The sequence below is a fragment of the Flavihumibacter sp. UBA7668 genome (assembly GCF_002483205.1).
Taxonomy (GTDB): Bacteria; Bacteroidota; Bacteroidia; order Chitinophagales; family Chitinophagaceae; genus Flavihumibacter.
Map to the genome: position 1 here is coordinate 665,832 of NZ_DLHM01000001.1, position 16,670 is coordinate 682,501.

Consider the following 16,670-nt stretch of genomic DNA (forward strand, 5'->3'; position numbering starts at 1 on the left):
GCCTCAGTTTACCATCCAGGTATTCAGGAAATTATGTGGAGTTTCCAGTACAATTTTGATTGTTCCCGATTCACCCGCCGGGTGATCAATAACTGCTTTTCCATCCGCAACCGAAACTGTTTTTACCCGGTTATAGGTATCAGCTCCTCCGGTTTTGAACTGATTGGTGGTACTGATCCAGATTTTCGCTTTGCCTTTTTTATCGATTACATTCCAGCTTAGGATAATCTTTCCCTCAGCTTTTGTTGCCTTTAACTGACTTGCGGAAAGCAGACCGGTAATGGAGATGCCATCAATTTCCAGCGCATTTGCACGCGGTATCTGAATATTCAGGAATCTTGCAATTGAAGGCATAATATCTACTACGCCTGCTTTTCCAGATTTAAAATAACTGTTCAGGCCAGGCGCACTTGTAACGATCCAGGTACTTCTTTCACGGTCTGATTGTCCGCCATGGTGTTTGCCTGTTTTGGCATCCCTTCCATGATCTGTAGTGATATAAATCGCCCACTCTTCTTTGAAGTTTTTCTCCCGGTATTGAATGGCTTCCCAAAGCTTACCCATCTGCTGGTCCATATAACCGATTGCTTTGTAAAACTCCTCACTGTCGCCATACATATGTCCCATATCATCGGTATATTCCAGATAAACCCAGGATAAATCCGGTGCCTGCTCACGAATGGATGCACTCGCCTTTTGCACCACCTCTTCATCTATCTGATGCATATAAGCTCGTTGTTTATCATGCGGAAAACGAACCGTGTCGAGCTCCAATCCATCTACATGATAATCGATTTTCAGGTGGCCGGTTTCAGGCATACCATCACCAGCCAGCTTGGTTCTGTTATCTAACCAGCTGGAATAAATGGCCGTCTTTTTCTCCGGATATTGTTCTTTAAAAAACCGAAAAATCGTATGGTAATTATAATTCGGTGCGGCAATATCATTGTCCCAAACATTGTGTTTGTTCACCCAGGTTCCGGTTAGCAAACTATTATACCCAACAGCAGAAATCGTGGGCGTTTGGGAGTAGCCTCCTTTTTCGCCGCCTACATATGCACGGGCATAGCCACCCTCTTTGGCAATTTTATCCAAATTAGGTGTCGGTTGTTTTTCTATTACATCAGCCGCAATTCCATCTACAATAACAAAAACGGCTTTTTTTGTTTTTTGTGCAATCGCACTGATGCATAACACCAGTGCGATTAAGGTTCCACTTAGTATTCTCATATTATTGCAATATCCACATTATACCATTAATATCATCGCCGCCGGGGTACTGGCTTTTAATAGCGTTCTCCACATTTACGCGATTGTTTGTAAACTCATCATTGGGATACATCCATCTCTTTGGAATTTGTCCGCCATTGAGAATGCCCGCACCGGATACATCAAATTCAGGAAAGCCGGTTCGGCGTTGTTCATAAAATGGCTGCCAGCCCGTATTCATAAACATACTGATGTATTTCTGTGTAATGATTTGTTCGATTTCTTGTCCGGGTACCAGCGCAACCTCAGCACTGGCCAGGTATGCATCAATCAGATCTGAAGAATAGGTATTGTTATAATTGGAGAAATCCAGGGATGCCTTAATTCCTTTCTTATAATATTCCGATGCATCTCCGGTAATCCATCCTCTTACTACTGCTTCTGACAGAATAAACTGAAGTTCAGCATAGCCCATCAGCAAACTGGGTTCATTGGTTGCGGTATAGGCATAGCGGTCATTGATCTGCGAAGCATTACCTGCACCTCGTTTAGCAGTATTCTCTGCCAATGGTGCACTGCCGGATAATCCATCATAAGCATCAAAATCTGTAGCCGGACCGCCACTGGATGGTGTAGGTTTACCAAACACAAACAAACGGGGATCCTGCAGCTCCTGCAGTATGGAAACAAAGGATACATCCAGGTAATAATCCGTTTTCATGGAATTATTATTGAAATAGGGATACTGGTTGCCGGTAATATCGTAATAGGGTAAACGTCCATTATCACTGTTGGCAGTCATCAAAGGATATTTAGCCGGATTGGAAACGATTTCATTAAACCGTTGTTTGATATTGAGCGATGCCACATTTTCTTTTTTGGACAAACTCATCAACACACGAAGCGTATAGGAATTGATCAGGCGTTTCCATTTTTCGATATTGCCATTGTATACCAGATCACCCCCTATTGCTACTGATGTAGAACTCAGCGAATCACTGGCAATTTTCAGATCATCCAATACGCCGCGATAGATATCTTCCTGTTTATCATACACCGGGCGAATTGCACTGGAATCCGAGTAGTTGCCATACATAATCGACTGCATCATTTGGGAATACGGAATATCTCCAAATGTCTGGGTCATATTCACTACAAAATACGATTTAAAGAATTTACCAATATACCGGTAATTGGGTTTATTGGTTCTGGCTGCCTCCTGCTCCATTTTTACTACCTGGGTAATATTGCCATAACCCATGCTGCCCCGCTGCCAGCCATAATATTGCGAATTGCTGGCACCCTGTGTATAAACCAGGTAACGGGATGCTAATGCAGCATCTGCAGAAATGGTGGAGAAGGCTGTCCGCTCAATGGCCGGGAGCAATAAAGAAGGATCAGCCATCGTTGGGTTATTCGGATTATCCTGAAAATAATCGAATTTTTTACAGGAACCCAATATCAGCAGCCCGAATATAGTTGCGAAAAATATAGTCTTGTTCATCGTTGTAATTTTTGCTGTTCGGTTTTTAATTAGAAGCGAACATTGAAGTTTACACCTATGCTTCTCATTGAAGGCGTTTGCAGTTCGTCTCTTTCTGCATCCGGATCTACATTCGGAATTTTTGATAGTATGAAAAGGTTATTTCCGATAAAGGAAACAGAAGCTCCAGAAAATGCACCCTTCACCCATTTAGACGGCAATTCATAGGTTAGAACCAACTCACGCATTTTCAAATACGTTCCGCTATAGTAGAAATAATTATTCAGCATGGCGCCACTGGTGCTTTGCATAAAACTGATATAATTAACCGGCGTGGTATTGGGTGCAAATTTTCTGGAGTCGGATAGTATATTTCCATAGCTGTCGTACTCCACATTACCGGAAGTTACTACTACACCCGGACCAACATAGGTACTGTTACCGGCATTGGCATCGTCTCTGAATGGCGTAACAGTTCCTTTTGCAGTACCGCCCCACCACATTTTCTGATTGGTGGTAGAATAAATCAAGCCACCTAAACGACCATCCACAGAGAAAGTAAGGCTAAGATTTTTATAGGTGAAGGTATTCTGCCAGCCATAGATCCAATCCGGATCACGGTCACCGAAATATTGACCAAATGGAGTATAAGCCTGCATACCATTCGCATTGTAGATGGCTTGTCCGTCCGGTGTACGGGATTCCGTTATATAAATCCTGTCCATACGCTGGCCTTCTTTGATCTGTCCTAAATAGCCATCTCCATTATCTGTTGCATCTTTCAGCCAGCGATGCACTTTTGAGAAGTTGAAACTTGTTTCCCATTTGAAATTTTTTCCTCTTACAGGATAGCCACTCAGCATAAACTCCCATCCTCTTCGTTGAAAAATATTGGCATTTTTAACCACACTGGAATTTCCACTTGCCTGTGAGAGTGTAACAGGCTGAAAGTTATTGTAATCAAGGTTACTGAAATAGGTTACATCCAGATTAATTCGGTTCTTAAAGAGACCAATTACTGCACCAAATTCAGACGATTCAACAGTTTCCGGAACTAAATTCGGTGAAATATATGAAGTGGGCATAATCAGAGAAGGAACATTATTCCATTTCGGACCAATCTGATACGTATTAATATGAGCATATGGGTTATTACCACTAATAAAGCCGGTATTCACTTTTGCCCAGGATCCGCGTAGTTTCAGGAACGAAATGGCTTCCGGTAATTCTAATTTATCAGATAAAACCGCAGACAAACCAACAGAGGGATAGAAATATCCATTGTTCTCAATTGGAAGTGTGGAGGTTTTATCGTAGCGTCCGGTTAAATTAAGGTATAGAAATCCCAGTGCTTCGGCATCAATCATTCCATACACACTCCCTGTTCTTCTTTCACGTAACAGGTTCGATCCCTTCAGCGGATTGATGGTATTGGTGATAGAATAAAACTCCGGAATGGTCAATCCATCTGTACTTGTATAAACGGATTCAAAACGTCTGTAGGCATTGGCAGCCCCCGCTGTAACATTGATACCAAAATTCTCACCAAAATCTTTTTTATAATTAAGGATCAGATCGGAATTGATATCAAAATAATTGGATTGATCGCTGGAGTAATTTCCCCTTGAAATATAGCTATAGGCTATATAGCTATATGGTTCACGCACATCCGCAATACTGGAATACTGGTTAAATCCATTTCTGAATTTTACCGAAAGATCTTTACTGATTTTATAATCAAAAGTAGCCTGACCGAAACTGTTGTTTCTTTTGTATCCGTTCAACAGTTCGTTCGCTATGAAATGCGGATTATTATACCAGGATAGATTATAATTACGTTGCTGCAACCCTTCTCTGCCCGGCATCCAGTAATTTTCCAGGTCGCGGATATCGATATCCGGACCAATCCATAGAATCAGGTTGTAGAGGTAGTTGGGAGGGCCGTAACCAACTACTGGATAATTGTCAGAATATTCCCGGTTATACGTGAGTTTGGCATCCATACTGAGTTTGGGAGCCAGCTGATAATTGCCTCCAATAGAAAAAGAACTGTTGTTCAAACCAGTATTGGGAACCACACCCTGCTGATACATATGATTCGCAGAAACACGGAAGGATCCTTTTTCTGTACCAACAGATGCAGATACACTATTGGTAGATAGTATCCCGGTTCTGAAGAAGTTTTTAATATTATTTTTTCCTTTTGAAATCCAGGGGGTAGGAATCCGTTGTCCGGTTACGGGATCAATCGGGCTATCGTATTGGGTTGTTTCATAAAAGCCACTTGGTGTGGATGGATCACGCTGATCAAGTTTGGGTCCCCAGATCCAGCCACCACCTTCAGCACCGCCTCCAGAGCCATTTGAATAAGCATACCGGCCCTGATCTCCATTACCATATACGGTTTGCACTTCAGGCACCACCGTATAACTGGTTTGGAACATGGTAGAGGAATTGACTTCAACCTGCAGCTTTCCTTTTCTGCCTTTTTTGGTGGTGTACATGATAGCACCATTTACACCCAGAGCTCCATAAAGGGCACCGGCAGCCGGACCTTTCAACACACTGATACTTTCAATATCATCGGCATTGATTTTATACGGATCGGCATCCGGATCTGGAATTCCATCAATAACAATCAGGGGTGTACGACCTCTTAGTGAAATGCCGGGGTTACGGAACAAATCGGTGGTATTGTTGATATTCAATCCGGCTACTTTTCCGGTCAGCGCTGCCAATGGAGTGGGCGTTTTGGTTTTAGCCATTGTTTCACCACTCACTTCCTGTACTGCATACCCCAGGGTTTTCTGCTGTTTTTTAATACCAAGGGCAGTAGTAACCACCACTTCATCTAGTGCGGTGCCTTCACTCAGGGCAAGTTGAACAGTAAGTTCCCTCCGCCCATTCAATGCAATTTCCTGTTTGGTATAACCAATAAAGGAAAATTCAAGGGTTGCGTTGGTTGCCACCTGAATAGTGAATTTACCTGCCAGGTCGGTATTGGTTCCCTTGCCGGTAGACTTATCTAGAATGGTTACGCCAGCCAGGGGAGTACCCTCCGCTGACCGGACTGTTCCGGTTACCGCCACACCCTGCGTAAATCCGCAGAAGGTCAGCAGCAGTAATAAAAAGCAAATAGCAGTTCTTTTCATAATTAGCTGTTTTGGAAGCAAATAATTGATGTTTCAAAAATGTAGAATAAATCTAATTGAAAAAAATAAATTGAACGAACATTCAATTAATTTAAAATTAAATAATAATAGCTTTACAATAAGATAATGCAGTCAGATCAGGCAATCGATTGCGTAATTTGTTTCCTTATACAAAGTGAATTGGGAATACTATATTTGTCAGTAACCAAAATTATCTGGCACTACATGGGCAGAAAGAGTTTAAAGGAATCCCGGCAACCGGAGATCGTAAAAGCATTTTATAAACTGGCAAAAAAAGAAGGGCTGGAGAATGCGTCTATTGCCAAAACGGCGGCCATGATCAATATAAATCCAAGTCTGATTATCCATTATTTTCAGACAAGGGAGCAATTGGTTTCTGCCTTAATCGAATTTATTCTGGAGCGGTATCTGCAGATCTTTAAAACTCCTTCTGTTTCCGAAGAAGACCCCAAAAAAAGATTACTAACGGTTATAGACAAGCTGTTTTCACAAAAGTGGAATATGCTCTTTGATGACAGTGTGGCCTATAGTTGTTACTCCATGGTGTTCCGCGATAAAAAGGTAAAATCTAAATTTAAAGAGGTACTTGATCAATTAAGACATAACCTGGAAGAGCTGATTAGAAACGCAAATGAAGCAGGGGACATAGAAGTAGCTGATCCTGCCCGCGCAGCAGATATGGTATTTGTAATTGTTGATGGGGCGTATTATTACCTGAGTCTGGAAACAAATAAGGCGGAATATGGTAAACGGCTTGATTATTACAAAATTCAGGCCTTACAGCAACTCAACCTGAGTGCTTTCGAAGCAGCATGATAATGGCAACCAGTGCAATTATACCCCAAACCAGGTTGACGACTATATTGGGCAAATCAGTATAATATACCGCATTAGCCGTGAGTCCAATAGAGCCGATTATATTCAGTACATGATAACTTACCTGATTGGATTTTAGTTTATTGGTAGTCAGCAAAAAATAGCCCAGCAGGTAGGCGATGGTGCCAACCCATCCAATAATAGGGTAAACGATATCAGCGATTAATAAAAGTATCACAGCTCAATTTCAGAGCGAAAGATACTAAAACAGCTCATTCCATCACAACCAGCCCTCAAATCTGTCAACCGTAAACGCCTCAGTGGTGAACGATTGTTCATACTCCTCCACTTCTGAGGGGAATAGTTCCAAGGCCTGCTGCCCGCTTAAATATCGCCCGCTTTGAGGGTCATAAATAACACCATCGGTTAACTCTGCCAGTATAGCAGCAAAGTATAAACTGATTCTCAACTCCGTTTTATTCCAGGACATCCATTTCAGAAGTATATATTTCCTGCAATTCATTAAACGCTCGATATGTTCCATCCCGGCAAAAGAATCATCCTCCGCAGTAGATTTTTTTTTGCTGCCTCCAAAAAGCCGTGAAATGAAGGAGCGGCTCGCCGTAAGTTGAGCCTGTTGTTGAATACCTTTTACTTCCTCCTCAAAATTGTAGTCGCTGAATATAAGTTCAAAACCAGTCAATATTTCATAGTCAATATGGTCATAGCGGGCTATACTGCCCGGTTGGATTTTTAATTTTATTGGTAAAAACCCCTGATCGGTTTGTTCATTAAATCTAAAAGAAGGATGAAACTCAATATCCATCTTATAATCCGCAAACCTGTTTTTGATTTGCTGAATCAACCCCGCCGAAAACCCCTTGGTATAAATGCTGATATTCATTTAATCTGTTTAAATACTAAATCCCAGTTTAATCTTATATCGGTAAAACCGCCCGTTTATTTCCTGTTCCAACTTGAGTACTTCTTTTGTCTTTTTACTTATCCAAAATATTTCCTTATTCCCCTTACTGGTATGCTCCAACAACCAGCAATTTATTTTTTGGTTATCATAACCGGTTAACTGCGCAGAACCTGTAACCGTATATAGGACTTCTTCAAAAGGAGCACTTGTACCCGGATCATAAAAAGGGACTATAAAAGTTCTTCCATTCTTAAAGGGCAGCGTGGGGAAAACTTCCATATCTATGTGCCAGTTAAGAAAATAAGTACTGTTAACCGATTTAAATGCAGACCAGATTGCCTTTGCATATCGGGAAGTATCCTGATCACTTAGAAAAGCTCCATTTAAAGACACTGTGCCACCATTTACAAAATTTACAGCACCAGTCCCTCTTTTTTTCCACCAAAACTCATGCGTAATGGGCTGTAATGTTACTCCGTCACAAACGGATGTAACAGTGTGTAGAACGGTGTCCATAAATTCCCACTCCTGCGTTACAATTAATACTGATTTATTATTTTGTGTTGTCCGCACGATATTTCTGGTCCAGAATTGCGTTTGAGATCTGCTGGAATCCCTGCCCATTTTAAAATATACAAGGTAACGATGGGTACCCTCCTTTAAAACCGCAGAATTGATCTCCTTTGCACTGATCCGCAATGTATCCTGCTTTTGTGCCATTCCATGCATTGAACCAAACAGTGAAATGGTTAATAGTATGAATAGATCCTTCATAGTTGTGTTGTTATTGTTGCTTGTCCCAATTATTTATAAATTCTACATCCGGCTCAAGTGTTCCGGTAATGCTGCCATCTGAATACGTTAGTCGCATAAAATGATAGATTCGCATACCCCGTTCAATCTGAACAGAGGCAATAGGATTGCCCTTTGTATCTAATTTGTAATAAAATTTCCTGTTATTGAGGGTCAATAGTCTGCCATCCGCATCATACGTATATTTAACTGGCAGAAAGCCCTTCGAATGTATAACCATACGCTTTAAACCATCCTCATATACAGAGGTATATTTTACTATCTGATCATCCCCATAAAAGGTTGAAGTTATCTGGTAAGTACCAACCTGCTTATACTTGCTATAAGTATCAATTCTTCCAATCTTCCCACTTAAACTTCCAGTTTGAATAGCTTTAGCCAGCAAACCGTCCTTATTATATTCATAAATAGTATAATTGTTAAATTGAGTAAAGGAAGGATCCCAACAACTGTCTTTTATTAATTTTCCCTGATCGTTATAAAAATAGTTTTTTTCGGTCCATAAGGATTTTCTGGCTGTAAAAGATCTTTCACTTTCTGGAAGTCCATTTTTATAAACATATTCCCATTTGGTAAAAAAATCCAGCTGCTTTCCTGGAAATTTTGGATGGTAAATATCCTGTTCAAGCTTAACAACATCAGCACTTACTTTAAGATAGTTTCTATCCTCCACAATTATAGGTTGCGCAAATGCCTGCTCCACATGAAAAACAACTGAAAAAATTACTACAGCGAAACAATTAGCAATCATACATTAAATTATTAAAAATCATAAACCACCACTTTCCCACTCATATCTCCATTCTCATCATTATGAGGAAAACCAATTGCAAGTGTATTTCCAGTGGAAGAAATAGCAATAGACCAGCCAGTTGAATTATTGGGAGAAGAGGTTGTTTCCACACCGTCTCTATCAATAATACTTGCCAATTCTACCCACCCGGAATCAGCCACACGATAAACTTTTACATAACCTGGTTTTCCAAATCCCAGGTAAGGAGTACTCAGCGCCAATAAGGATCCATCTCCGGAGAGAGCTATGGCATGTCCGAAATACGAATTAGGTTTAGCAGGTCTTATTGCCGGTGATTTTCTTTTCCATGCTGAACCAGAGAATTCGTATGTTTCTACAAATCCGGTATTTCGATGAAATAAATCAAGGCTGTTGGAAGATACTACGATTCTAGTACCCAAATCCGAAAGGACAACACCATTACCCAGGTTTGTATCCTGTGCTTCTCCCATTATCCTGCCCTTTTGTTGAATCCATTGGTCTCCCTCTTTCTTATAAAATAGAACCTCACCTGCATTTCTCATCCGCATCGTATCTTTTGAATAATTTCCAATTGCAAGCAGATTACCTTCCTTTGATAGTGAAAGGGATAAACCGTAGATCTTCTGTAATGGAGCCGGAATAATATCATTACCCTCCTGAATCCACTGCTCCTCCTTCTGCTTAAAAATTCGTATACAACATCTTTTGTATGCAGAACTCTCAAACGCGACAGCAATATGCTGCATATCAGAACTCATGGTGATAGCCTGCAACATGTCATTCTCCTTTTCAAGCTGAATCGACTTCACCGATTTTACCCAGGAGTCGTTAGAAAATGTATAGATATTAACAGATTGGAATGGAGCACCTACAACTAAAATTCTGCCATCTTTCGATAGCTCCATATGCTCACCATAATTAAAATCACCGGGACCGGCCAAAATCTCCTTCCCCATCCGGCTCCAATTGTTTCCATCAAATTTATAAACCTCAATTCGTCCTAATTTATCACCATATTCACTGTTAAACGGTGCTGCAACAGCCAGAACCGTACCGTCAGCAGACAGCTTAATATTGCGGCCAAATTGTTCACCCGGCACCTTGCCTAAAAGCACCAATCCTTTTTGAATCTGGGCTTCTATACTCAATGAAAGCAGCAACAGCAGCGGAAGGAATCCCATTTGATTAACAATCCTCTTTATAAGCATTCCCATTTTTAGTTTTGATTTTTCAAAATTGCAAAACAATCCGTATCAAATGGCTGATTTAAACTGAAAAGAAAGGGCCCCCTCCTGCATTGGTTGACGCTTATCCTATTTTGGTAGATTTAATTATTTGAACGGTGCCCTATTTGGCAGCTTATCAATAATTTACAGCTTCATGTAACCTACAGAATGAACCTTTTTAAATCTGGTTTTGCTGAAAGTATTATAATAGGACTATCGCTCATAATCCTATGGGCACCGGCAGTGTATATAATAGAGGGAATGGATCTCCAAAAATTCATGGTTTCCTATACATACCGAACCTGGATGAATATTTTTGGGCTGTTAACCAGCTTGTTTATTTTCCATGTAATACCCGTATTGATTCCAAAAAACAGCTTTCGATATATTGGCATTTCACTGGGCGTGCTAATCGTTCTGTTCTTACTAACAATTGGCTATATCAACTGGTTAAAGCTGGGCATGTTCTTAAACACCTACCCAAAGGAAGAGGCCACCATGATCAATGCAGGCTATTGGATCAGAACTGTCATCTACCAACTTTATGGAATCGCCTATTTTGCTTCCTTTAAATTATCACTTCGATATCTGAAACTAAAAGACAGAAACCATCAGTTACTTATTGAGAAAAAGACATCTGAACTTAATTTTCTGAAATCTCAAACCAATCCACATTTCTTATTTAATACATTAAACGGAATTTACGCTCTGGCAAGGGAAAAATCGGATATAACAGCAGATAGTATCCTCCGGTTATCGGATATCTTACGCTTTATGATCTATGAATCCCAATCAGAATTAATTTCAATCAGCAAAGAAATTGAAATAATTGAAGACTATATTGAACTGGAGAAAATGCGATATGATGAATCCTTAAAAATAGTTTTTGAGAAAGATATAGATGATGTTGAACAGAAAATTCCGCCACTGCTACTGATCCACCTCGTAGAAAATGCCTTTAAACATGGACTTTCAGAAACCATACATGCACCATTTATTTCAATAAATCTTTCCATAAAAAATAATAAACTGGTGTTTGATATTACTAATTCATTTATAAACCGTGATCAAACCGAGCAGCAAAAAGAGAATATCGGACTTACCAACCTGCGGCGTCAATTAGGCCTATTATTTAAGGAACATACGTTAACAATTACCAAATTCCAGCAATCCTTCTTAGTTCATCTGGAGATTAACCTTAACAGTTATGCAAAAGATTAAATGCATTATTATTGAAGATGAGCCATTGGCGGTTAAGATACTCAAAGATTATATTCAGCAATCTACCCATCTTGAATTGATGGAGGTTTTCAGGGATGCAATTAGTGCAGGCATCTATCTGAAACAGGAAAAGGTTGATTTAATGTTTCTGGATATTCATTTGCCGATTCTGAAGGGATTGGAATTTTTAAGAACACTCACCCACCCTCCTATTGTAATTATTACAACCGCCTACCCGGAATATGCATTGGAGGGCTACGAATTAAATGTGGCGGATTTTTTAATGAAACCCATATCATACAAACGATTTACAGCAGCCATCCATAAAGCTGAAAAACTTATCAAAGCTGACAACTATGAAGCGCTTATTGGATCTGCCGGAACAAATGCCATTTACCTGAATGTTAATAGAAGAAAGGTTCGAATTTTACTTAACGAAATTTTGTACGTTGAAAGCAAAAGAGAGTATGTGCAAATTATCACAAGAACCAACGAATTCATTTCCAAAATTGGTACGGCTGAATTGGAAGGCTTATTGCCACCGGATAAATTCAGGCGAATTCATCGTTCGTTTATCATATCAATAGACAAAATTAATACGTATACAAAAGAGAATGTTGAAATTCAGGGCCAGTTAATTCCAATTGGAAAACATTTTAGAAAAGATTTTCTGGCCTATATAGCTGGTTTCTCCACTGGTTCCAAATAGCAGAGGAGGAATAATGGATAGATCAGGCAAAATTTACGTACAGCCATTACTGTTGGATTATTATCTTTACCTCAAATCCTAAACATACATGCGGTACAGTTTTTTAATCCTGGTATTGATTGTTGGTTTTTATTCCTGTAAAAAAGAAGGAAAAATTGGTCTTCAAAGCTTAATTAAAGTAGAAGAGTTGCCGGCCAGCGCCACTTGTCCGGCAGGTGGAATAACCCTCAGCACCGGTATTGATAAAAACCGAAACGGAGTTTTAGACGAGGTTGAAATAAACAGTTCTTACCCTGTGTGTAATGGTCAGAGTTCGATGGGTGACAAACAGATTGTGTTACCGCTGAATTTTGCCGCTAATACTACTAATACGCAACCTGTAATGGGAGGGGATCTTATTAAGTTCAATAAAAATTATTATCCTGGTGTTGATTCCATTACATTAATTGGCAATCCGTATGTTGGACAAACTACCAATACATCCAGAATTGAACTGTATAACCTTACGGATGGAGTGGCTATTGCCAATAGTTTGATTGAAACGAGTAAGCTCTATAACGAACGCAGTTTTTTAGAAACCGGCAATTTATTCGACTTCCTGCCTGATAAAGAAATTCAATTAGGTATTCGCTTACAATCCGCAATAAATGGACAGTTTGCAGCTTCCGGCACCTGTTTTTTGGTATTATACAGACATTAACTATTGCGTTTCCTTCAGGAAAGAAGACGGGGTTAGATGAAATCATACTGCTCCAGTTTCAGGTTGAAGCAGAAATTATCTTCCATAACACGCTGCAAAGAAAGATGCTGCGGCTCATGCAATAAGGAACAGAAATAGGAAAGGATTTCTGCATTAGCCGGATTATCGGCAATGGTAAGAATCAATTCCTTAAGAAAAAATCCGGTTAATGCAGCACTCTTTTCCAGAATCATAACCGGTTCTACTATTTGCCGGGAGCTATTTAATGGCTTTGATTTTGTTTTCAGCGTATCACAAATAAACTTATCCGGTATAAAAAACAGCACAACACAAAACCCTTTATCGAGAAAGTTTTCAAAGATCCAGGCACCTTTGCGTACAAAAACACAGGTTTCATTTCCAATCGTATAGGATTTTTGCGCTGTATGCCAGATCTTGGTTCCTTCAATCACATAAAACAAATAGTTATACTGACTCCAGGCACCTGAAAACTTCGACTTCATGAGCCGGGCTTCCAATGGGCAATTAAAAATGGTAACCAGGGAATCGCTGCAGGTGAACTGGCGATAATACCCCTGGTGCTGAAGAACGCTTTCGTAAAAGTTAATCATACAAGTCCTGCCCTATCAATTTACTGAAATTAGCAGGAAATGCGACTTTTTTTGACCCGTACAGGCATTATTTTGAACGGATAAGTAAAAACCTCTTAGCTGTAACCAGCTAGCTTTATTCCATCATCCTAAAATCAACTTATATGGAACCAGGCATCGACACAAAAACTCCGATTAACCCAAATAAACAATTATGGGAAAAAGGCGATTTTACCCAAATTGCTGCAACCATGCACGAAAGTGGAGAAGCACTGGTAATTGTTCCTTCCTGGAAGGGGATGCCAGCAGGCTGTCTGACCTGAACGATGCCTCTTTCGATCTGGTGGTTAGCATTTTCGGGGCAATGTTTGCCCCAAGGCCACAGGATGTTGCCCATGAAATGGTACGGGTAACAAAGCCCGGAGGTAAAATTGTAATGGGCAACTGGATTCCTGGAGACCCCACCCTGGTGGCACAGATTCTGAAAATCAGTTCATCCTATACGCCTCCCCCTCCGGAGGGATTTATCAGTCCCATGCTCTGGGGAGTAGAAAGCACCATTCCCCCCATCCCGACTTGTTGATCGGTTTAAGACCTATTTTGGTCCAACCATGGATGCTTTTGAAGCAGCAGAAAAAAACGAAAAAGCCGCATCCCTGCTACAGGAACTGGAAGAATTATTTAGCAGTCAGAATCAAGGTTCTTCAGCAACCAGTACTTTTATTCCTGCTATCTTTTTATTAGTGACGGTGAAGGTTTAAGAAGTTGCTGCTATTAATACATTACATCATTTTATACCTCAAAGGGTATAAAAGAACTAAATATTAGGCCATTGTACCCAAAAGGGTATAATTCAGAAGTCTGTAGGTTTTATCTTTCCCTTATGAAAGAGAAATTCTTCGCGGCACTTAATTCTATCTTTCCCCTCAGTAAAGAAACAATGGCCGAAATAGATGCATGCATTGCAGCAGCACATTATCCGGCTCACTCCATCCTGGTAAGAGAGGGACAGTTATCCGACCGGTTATATTTCATTCTTAATGGTGCACTAAGGGCCTATTATATCCATGAGAACAAGGAATATACAGACTGGTTTATGTTCGAAAATATGTTTGCCTGCTCTCTTTCTGCTTTCTTTGGTGGTATTGCAAGTCCGCAATGTGTGGAAACCCTGGAACCAACAGATACCCTCATCCTTACCCGCAGTCACCTGGAAGACATTTGCAAAAAACACCATGATATGAGTCTGCTGAATGGCAGAGTTCTTTCGCAGAGCCTTGTTATACTGCAAACTGGTTTTATTGACCAGCGCTTTAAAACGGCACCCGAACGCTATGCCCTGCTGCTCGAACAATATCCCGAAGTAATAAGGAGGGTACCATTGAAATACATCGCTTCCTACCTGGGAGTAAGTCAGGAAACACTGAGCCGGATAAGAGCAAAAAAATAAGATCCCATTATTTGAGCTTAGATCAAATTCAAAACCAACAACCCAATCTAGATTTGCAGCATGATACTACTGATATATGCCATTTTACTGCTGGTTTTATGGATTGGGATAACCATATTACTCCTCATTAATACAAGGAAAATCCTTTTCCTGAAAGATCTATCGCCCAAGCTCTCTGTAGCGCCATCTGTTGCAATTATAATAGCTGTAAAAGACGAGGAGAAGGAACTGGAAGATGCGCTGCAAACTGTGTGCAGCTTATCTTACCCAAACTACCGGATAATTGTTGTTAATGATCGTTCAACAGATGGTACAGCGGCAATTCTGCAACGCATGGCAGCAAGGCACCCTTTAATCACCACAATTACAATAGACGAATTGCCGCTCGGATGGATGGGAAAAAATCATGCCTTGTATAAAGGCTATTGCGCCAGTAGCGAAGACTGGCTCCTTTTTACAGATGCAGATGTAAAGTTTGCACCGCAGGCCTTAGAAAAAGCAATGCATTATATTAAACAGAAACAACTTGACCATCTTACTGCATTGGCTGAAATCACTTCCCCTTCCTCTTTGTTTGTGTCGGTGATGAATGTATTCGCCATCATGCTGGATATCAAACTAAAACCCTGGACAATTTCAGATCCGGCATCTCCTTCCTCCATGGGGGTGGGTGCATTTAATCTGGTAAAACGATCTGCCTATGAAAAAGCAGGCACCCATCTTATGATCTCTTTGCGTCCGGATGATGACCTGAAACTGGGCGAACGCATCAAACGGGCCGGAGGTAAACAGGATATATTGTATGGAGAAAAAGAAATCAGTCTAGCCTGGTACAGCAGTCTGCCTGCCTTTGTAAACGGACTGATGAAAAATATGTATTCCGTATACAATTACAGGTTCCTGGAGGCAATGAGTACAGCCATTCTTAGCTTTCTGATTCTTGCCTTGCCGGTACCTTTATTTTTAAGTTCGGGAGCTCCTTATCACTGGATCGGATTGGCAATTATCGCCTCTCAGGTGGTTCTGCTTTATGGCAAAAAAGGAATACATGCAAAATGGTGGCATGCATTGATGATTCCTTTTGCCGGATTGATCATGGTATATATCATCATCCAGTCAACACTTTTAACTGAGCATCTCAGGGGTATCAATTGGCGCAATAGTTTTTATCCATTGTCTGAATTGAGGAAACAGTTGTAAAGCGCTTATCCGATATCAAACGCTTTGGTGGCGCAGGCAAAAGCAACGCAGGAGCAGATTCAATTTGAGTACCATTTACCGGAGGAGCCACCGGCAACTACGCGAATTACGGATAACCGATACCGGCCGGGGTTTACAAACCTGCGGACTGGAACCTGGCAGCGAACAGGCCTTCTTCACCCCCTTTTACAGCACCAAAAAAGACGGACAGGGCATTGGGCTTACCCTGGTAAAAGAAGTGCTGGTGAGCCATGGTTTCCGGTTTTCACTGAATTCGCTTCAGCCGGGAGAAACGGTGTTTAGTATCAGGTTTTGAAGCTTAGGTAACGATTTGTTTATACCCCACTAATGCAAGTACTAAGCAATAGTCATCTTAGGGT

At 40.6% G+C, this 16,670-nt stretch carries 19 protein-coding genes; 10 read left to right on the forward strand and 9 right to left on the reverse strand.

The window, feature by feature from the left end:
• Positions 1-3: 3 nt before the first annotated feature.
• From B2746_RS02835 to B2746_RS02845, 3 genes are read right to left on the reverse strand one after another with little or no spacing between them, the layout of a single operon-like run.
• Complete coding sequence (locus B2746_RS02835; protein WP_290790801.1) at positions 4-1,230, reverse strand: alkaline phosphatase family protein; 1,227 nt, start codon at positions 1,228-1,230, stop codon at positions 4-6.
• A 1-nt stretch (position 1,231) separates the two neighbouring features.
• Positions 1,232-2,713, reverse strand: coding sequence for a SusD/RagB family nutrient-binding outer membrane lipoprotein (locus B2746_RS02840; RefSeq protein WP_290790803.1), 1,482 nt, complete (start codon positions 2,711-2,713; stop codon positions 1,232-1,234).
• 29 nt (positions 2,714-2,742) lie between these two features.
• The gene (locus tag B2746_RS02845) at positions 2,743-5,844 is read right to left on the reverse strand and encodes a SusC/RagA family TonB-linked outer membrane protein (RefSeq protein WP_290790805.1); all 3,102 of its coding nucleotides are present in this window, start codon (positions 5,842-5,844) and stop codon (positions 2,743-2,745) included.
• Between the two features lie 225 nt (positions 5,845-6,069).
• Between B2746_RS02845 and B2746_RS02850 the strand changes: the two genes are divergently transcribed.
• Positions 6,070-6,681 (forward strand): TetR family transcriptional regulator C-terminal domain-containing protein, encoded by a 612-nt coding sequence (locus B2746_RS02850; RefSeq protein ID WP_290790807.1) that lies wholly within the window; start codon positions 6,070-6,072, stop codon positions 6,679-6,681.
• On the opposite strand, the gene B2746_RS02855 is transcribed toward B2746_RS02850, so the two are convergent.
• Genes B2746_RS02855 through B2746_RS02875 form a run of 5 tightly spaced genes read right to left on the reverse strand, consistent with a single transcriptional unit; the run spans position 6,653 to position 10,402 of the window.
• A complete protein-coding gene (locus B2746_RS02855) occupies positions 6,653-6,919 on the reverse strand; it encodes a CBU_0592 family membrane protein (protein ID WP_290790809.1) in 267 nt (88 codons plus the stop codon). The genes B2746_RS02850 and B2746_RS02855 overlap by 29 nt on opposite strands.
• A gap of 42 nt (positions 6,920-6,961) precedes the next feature.
• Positions 6,962-7,585: a hypothetical protein gene (locus tag B2746_RS02860; protein ID WP_290790811.1), complete on the reverse strand. Its 624-nt coding sequence runs from the start codon at positions 7,583-7,585 to the stop codon at positions 6,962-6,964.
• A gap of 9 nt (positions 7,586-7,594) precedes the next feature.
• Positions 7,595-8,380, reverse strand: coding sequence for a hypothetical protein (locus B2746_RS02865; RefSeq protein ID WP_290790813.1), 786 nt, complete (start codon positions 8,378-8,380; stop codon positions 7,595-7,597).
• Positions 8,381-8,390: 10 nt separating this feature from the next.
• Positions 8,391-9,170, reverse strand: coding sequence for a hypothetical protein (locus tag B2746_RS02870; RefSeq protein WP_290790815.1), 780 nt, complete (start codon positions 9,168-9,170; stop codon positions 8,391-8,393).
• Positions 9,171-9,181: 11 nt separating this feature from the next.
• Positions 9,182-10,402 (reverse strand): hypothetical protein, encoded by a 1,221-nt coding sequence (locus tag B2746_RS02875; protein ID WP_290790816.1) that lies wholly within the window; start codon positions 10,400-10,402, stop codon positions 9,182-9,184.
• A gap of 186 nt (positions 10,403-10,588) precedes the next feature.
• Here B2746_RS02875 and B2746_RS02880 point away from each other — a divergent pair, with 186 nt between their 5' ends.
• The 3 genes from B2746_RS02880 to B2746_RS02890 all read left to right on the forward strand — a co-directional run bounded on the left by B2746_RS02880 (position 10,589) and on the right by B2746_RS02890 (position 13,050).
• Positions 10,589-11,641, forward strand: coding sequence for a sensor histidine kinase (locus tag B2746_RS02880; protein ID WP_290790818.1), 1,053 nt, complete (start codon positions 10,589-10,591; stop codon positions 11,639-11,641).
• Positions 11,628-12,350: a LytR/AlgR family response regulator transcription factor gene (locus B2746_RS02885; protein WP_290790820.1), complete on the forward strand. Its 723-nt coding sequence runs from the start codon at positions 11,628-11,630 to the stop codon at positions 12,348-12,350. The genes B2746_RS02880 and B2746_RS02885 overlap by 14 nt, the downstream gene beginning before the upstream one ends.
• 88 nt (positions 12,351-12,438) lie before the next feature.
• Complete coding sequence (locus B2746_RS02890; RefSeq protein WP_290790824.1) at positions 12,439-13,050, forward strand: DUF7151 family protein; 612 nt, start codon at positions 12,439-12,441, stop codon at positions 13,048-13,050.
• 32 nt (positions 13,051-13,082) lie between these two features.
• Here the strand turns inward: B2746_RS02890 and B2746_RS02895 are convergent, their stop codons facing one another.
• Positions 13,083-13,661, reverse strand: a complete 579-nt coding sequence (locus tag B2746_RS02895) for a hypothetical protein (protein WP_290790826.1) — start codon at positions 13,659-13,661, stop codon at positions 13,083-13,085.
• A 143-nt stretch (positions 13,662-13,804) separates the two neighbouring features.
• Between B2746_RS02895 and B2746_RS02900 the strand changes: the two genes are divergently transcribed.
• The 6 genes from B2746_RS02900 (at position 13,805) to B2746_RS02925 (ending at position 16,606) form a co-directional block, all read left to right on the forward strand.
• Entirely contained in the window at positions 13,805-13,963 is a 159-nt protein-coding gene (locus B2746_RS02900; protein WP_290791053.1) for a hypothetical protein, read from the forward strand.
• The gene (locus tag B2746_RS02905; RefSeq protein WP_290791047.1) at positions 13,930-14,223 is read left to right on the forward strand and encodes a class I SAM-dependent methyltransferase; all 294 of its coding nucleotides are present in this window, start codon (positions 13,930-13,932) and stop codon (positions 14,221-14,223) included. Before B2746_RS02900 ends, B2746_RS02905 begins: the two co-directional genes overlap by 34 nt.
• A gap of 28 nt (positions 14,224-14,251) precedes the next feature.
• Positions 14,252-14,401, forward strand: a complete 150-nt coding sequence (locus tag B2746_RS02910; protein ID WP_290790828.1) for a hypothetical protein — start codon at positions 14,252-14,254, stop codon at positions 14,399-14,401.
• A 122-nt stretch (positions 14,402-14,523) separates the two neighbouring features.
• Entirely contained in the window at positions 14,524-15,090 is a 567-nt protein-coding gene (locus tag B2746_RS02915) for a Crp/Fnr family transcriptional regulator (protein WP_290790830.1), read from the forward strand.
• A gap of 60 nt (positions 15,091-15,150) precedes the next feature.
• Positions 15,151-16,290 (forward strand): glycosyltransferase, encoded by a 1,140-nt coding sequence (locus tag B2746_RS02920; RefSeq protein WP_290790832.1) that lies wholly within the window; start codon positions 15,151-15,153, stop codon positions 16,288-16,290.
• Positions 16,291-16,354: 64 nt separating this feature from the next.
• Positions 16,355-16,606, forward strand: coding sequence for an ATP-binding protein (locus B2746_RS02925; protein WP_290790834.1), 252 nt, complete (start codon positions 16,355-16,357; stop codon positions 16,604-16,606).
• The last annotated feature ends 64 nt before the right edge of the window (positions 16,607-16,670 follow it).

What these genes read in the sequence shown, in the direction of transcription:
- B2746_RS02835 (WP_290790801.1), bottom strand. Translation starts at nt 1,230, where the DNA reads ATGAGAATACTAAGTGGAACCTTAATCGCACTGGTGTTATGCATCAGT.
- B2746_RS02840 (WP_290790803.1), bottom strand. Translation starts at nt 2,713, where the DNA reads ATGAACAAGACTATATTTTTCGCAACTATATTCGGGCTGCTGATATTG.
- B2746_RS02845 (WP_290790805.1), bottom strand. Translation starts at nt 5,844, where the DNA reads ATGAAAAGAACTGCTATTTGCTTTTTATTACTGCTGCTGACCTTCTGC.
- B2746_RS02850 (WP_290790807.1), top strand. Translation starts at nt 6,070, where the DNA reads ATGGGCAGAAAGAGTTTAAAGGAATCCCGGCAACCGGAGATCGTAAAA.
- B2746_RS02860 (WP_290790811.1), bottom strand. Translation starts at nt 7,585, where the DNA reads ATGAATATCAGCATTTATACCAAGGGGTTTTCGGCGGGGTTGATTCAG.
- B2746_RS02865 (WP_290790813.1), bottom strand. Translation starts at nt 8,380, where the DNA reads ATGAAGGATCTATTCATACTATTAACCATTTCACTGTTTGGTTCAATG.
- B2746_RS02870 (WP_290790815.1), bottom strand. Translation starts at nt 9,170, where the DNA reads ATGATTGCTAATTGTTTCGCTGTAGTAATTTTTTCAGTTGTTTTTCAT.
- B2746_RS02875 (WP_290790816.1), bottom strand. Translation starts at nt 10,402, where the DNA reads ATGCTTATAAAGAGGATTGTTAATCAAATGGGATTCCTTCCGCTGCTG.
- B2746_RS02880 (WP_290790818.1), top strand. Translation starts at nt 10,589, where the DNA reads ATGAACCTTTTTAAATCTGGTTTTGCTGAAAGTATTATAATAGGACTA.
- B2746_RS02885 (WP_290790820.1), top strand. Translation starts at nt 11,628, where the DNA reads ATGCAAAAGATTAAATGCATTATTATTGAAGATGAGCCATTGGCGGTT.
- B2746_RS02890 (WP_290790824.1), top strand. Translation starts at nt 12,439, where the DNA reads ATGCGGTACAGTTTTTTAATCCTGGTATTGATTGTTGGTTTTTATTCC.
- B2746_RS02895 (WP_290790826.1), bottom strand. Translation starts at nt 13,661, where the DNA reads ATGATTAACTTTTACGAAAGCGTTCTTCAGCACCAGGGGTATTATCGC.
- B2746_RS02900 (WP_290791053.1), top strand. Translation starts at nt 13,805, where the DNA reads ATGGAACCAGGCATCGACACAAAAACTCCGATTAACCCAAATAAACAA.
- B2746_RS02910 (WP_290790828.1), top strand. Translation starts at nt 14,252, where the DNA reads ATGGATGCTTTTGAAGCAGCAGAAAAAAACGAAAAAGCCGCATCCCTG.
- B2746_RS02915 (WP_290790830.1), top strand. Translation starts at nt 14,524, where the DNA reads ATGAAAGAGAAATTCTTCGCGGCACTTAATTCTATCTTTCCCCTCAGT.
- B2746_RS02920 (WP_290790832.1), top strand. Translation starts at nt 15,151, where the DNA reads ATGATACTACTGATATATGCCATTTTACTGCTGGTTTTATGGATTGGG.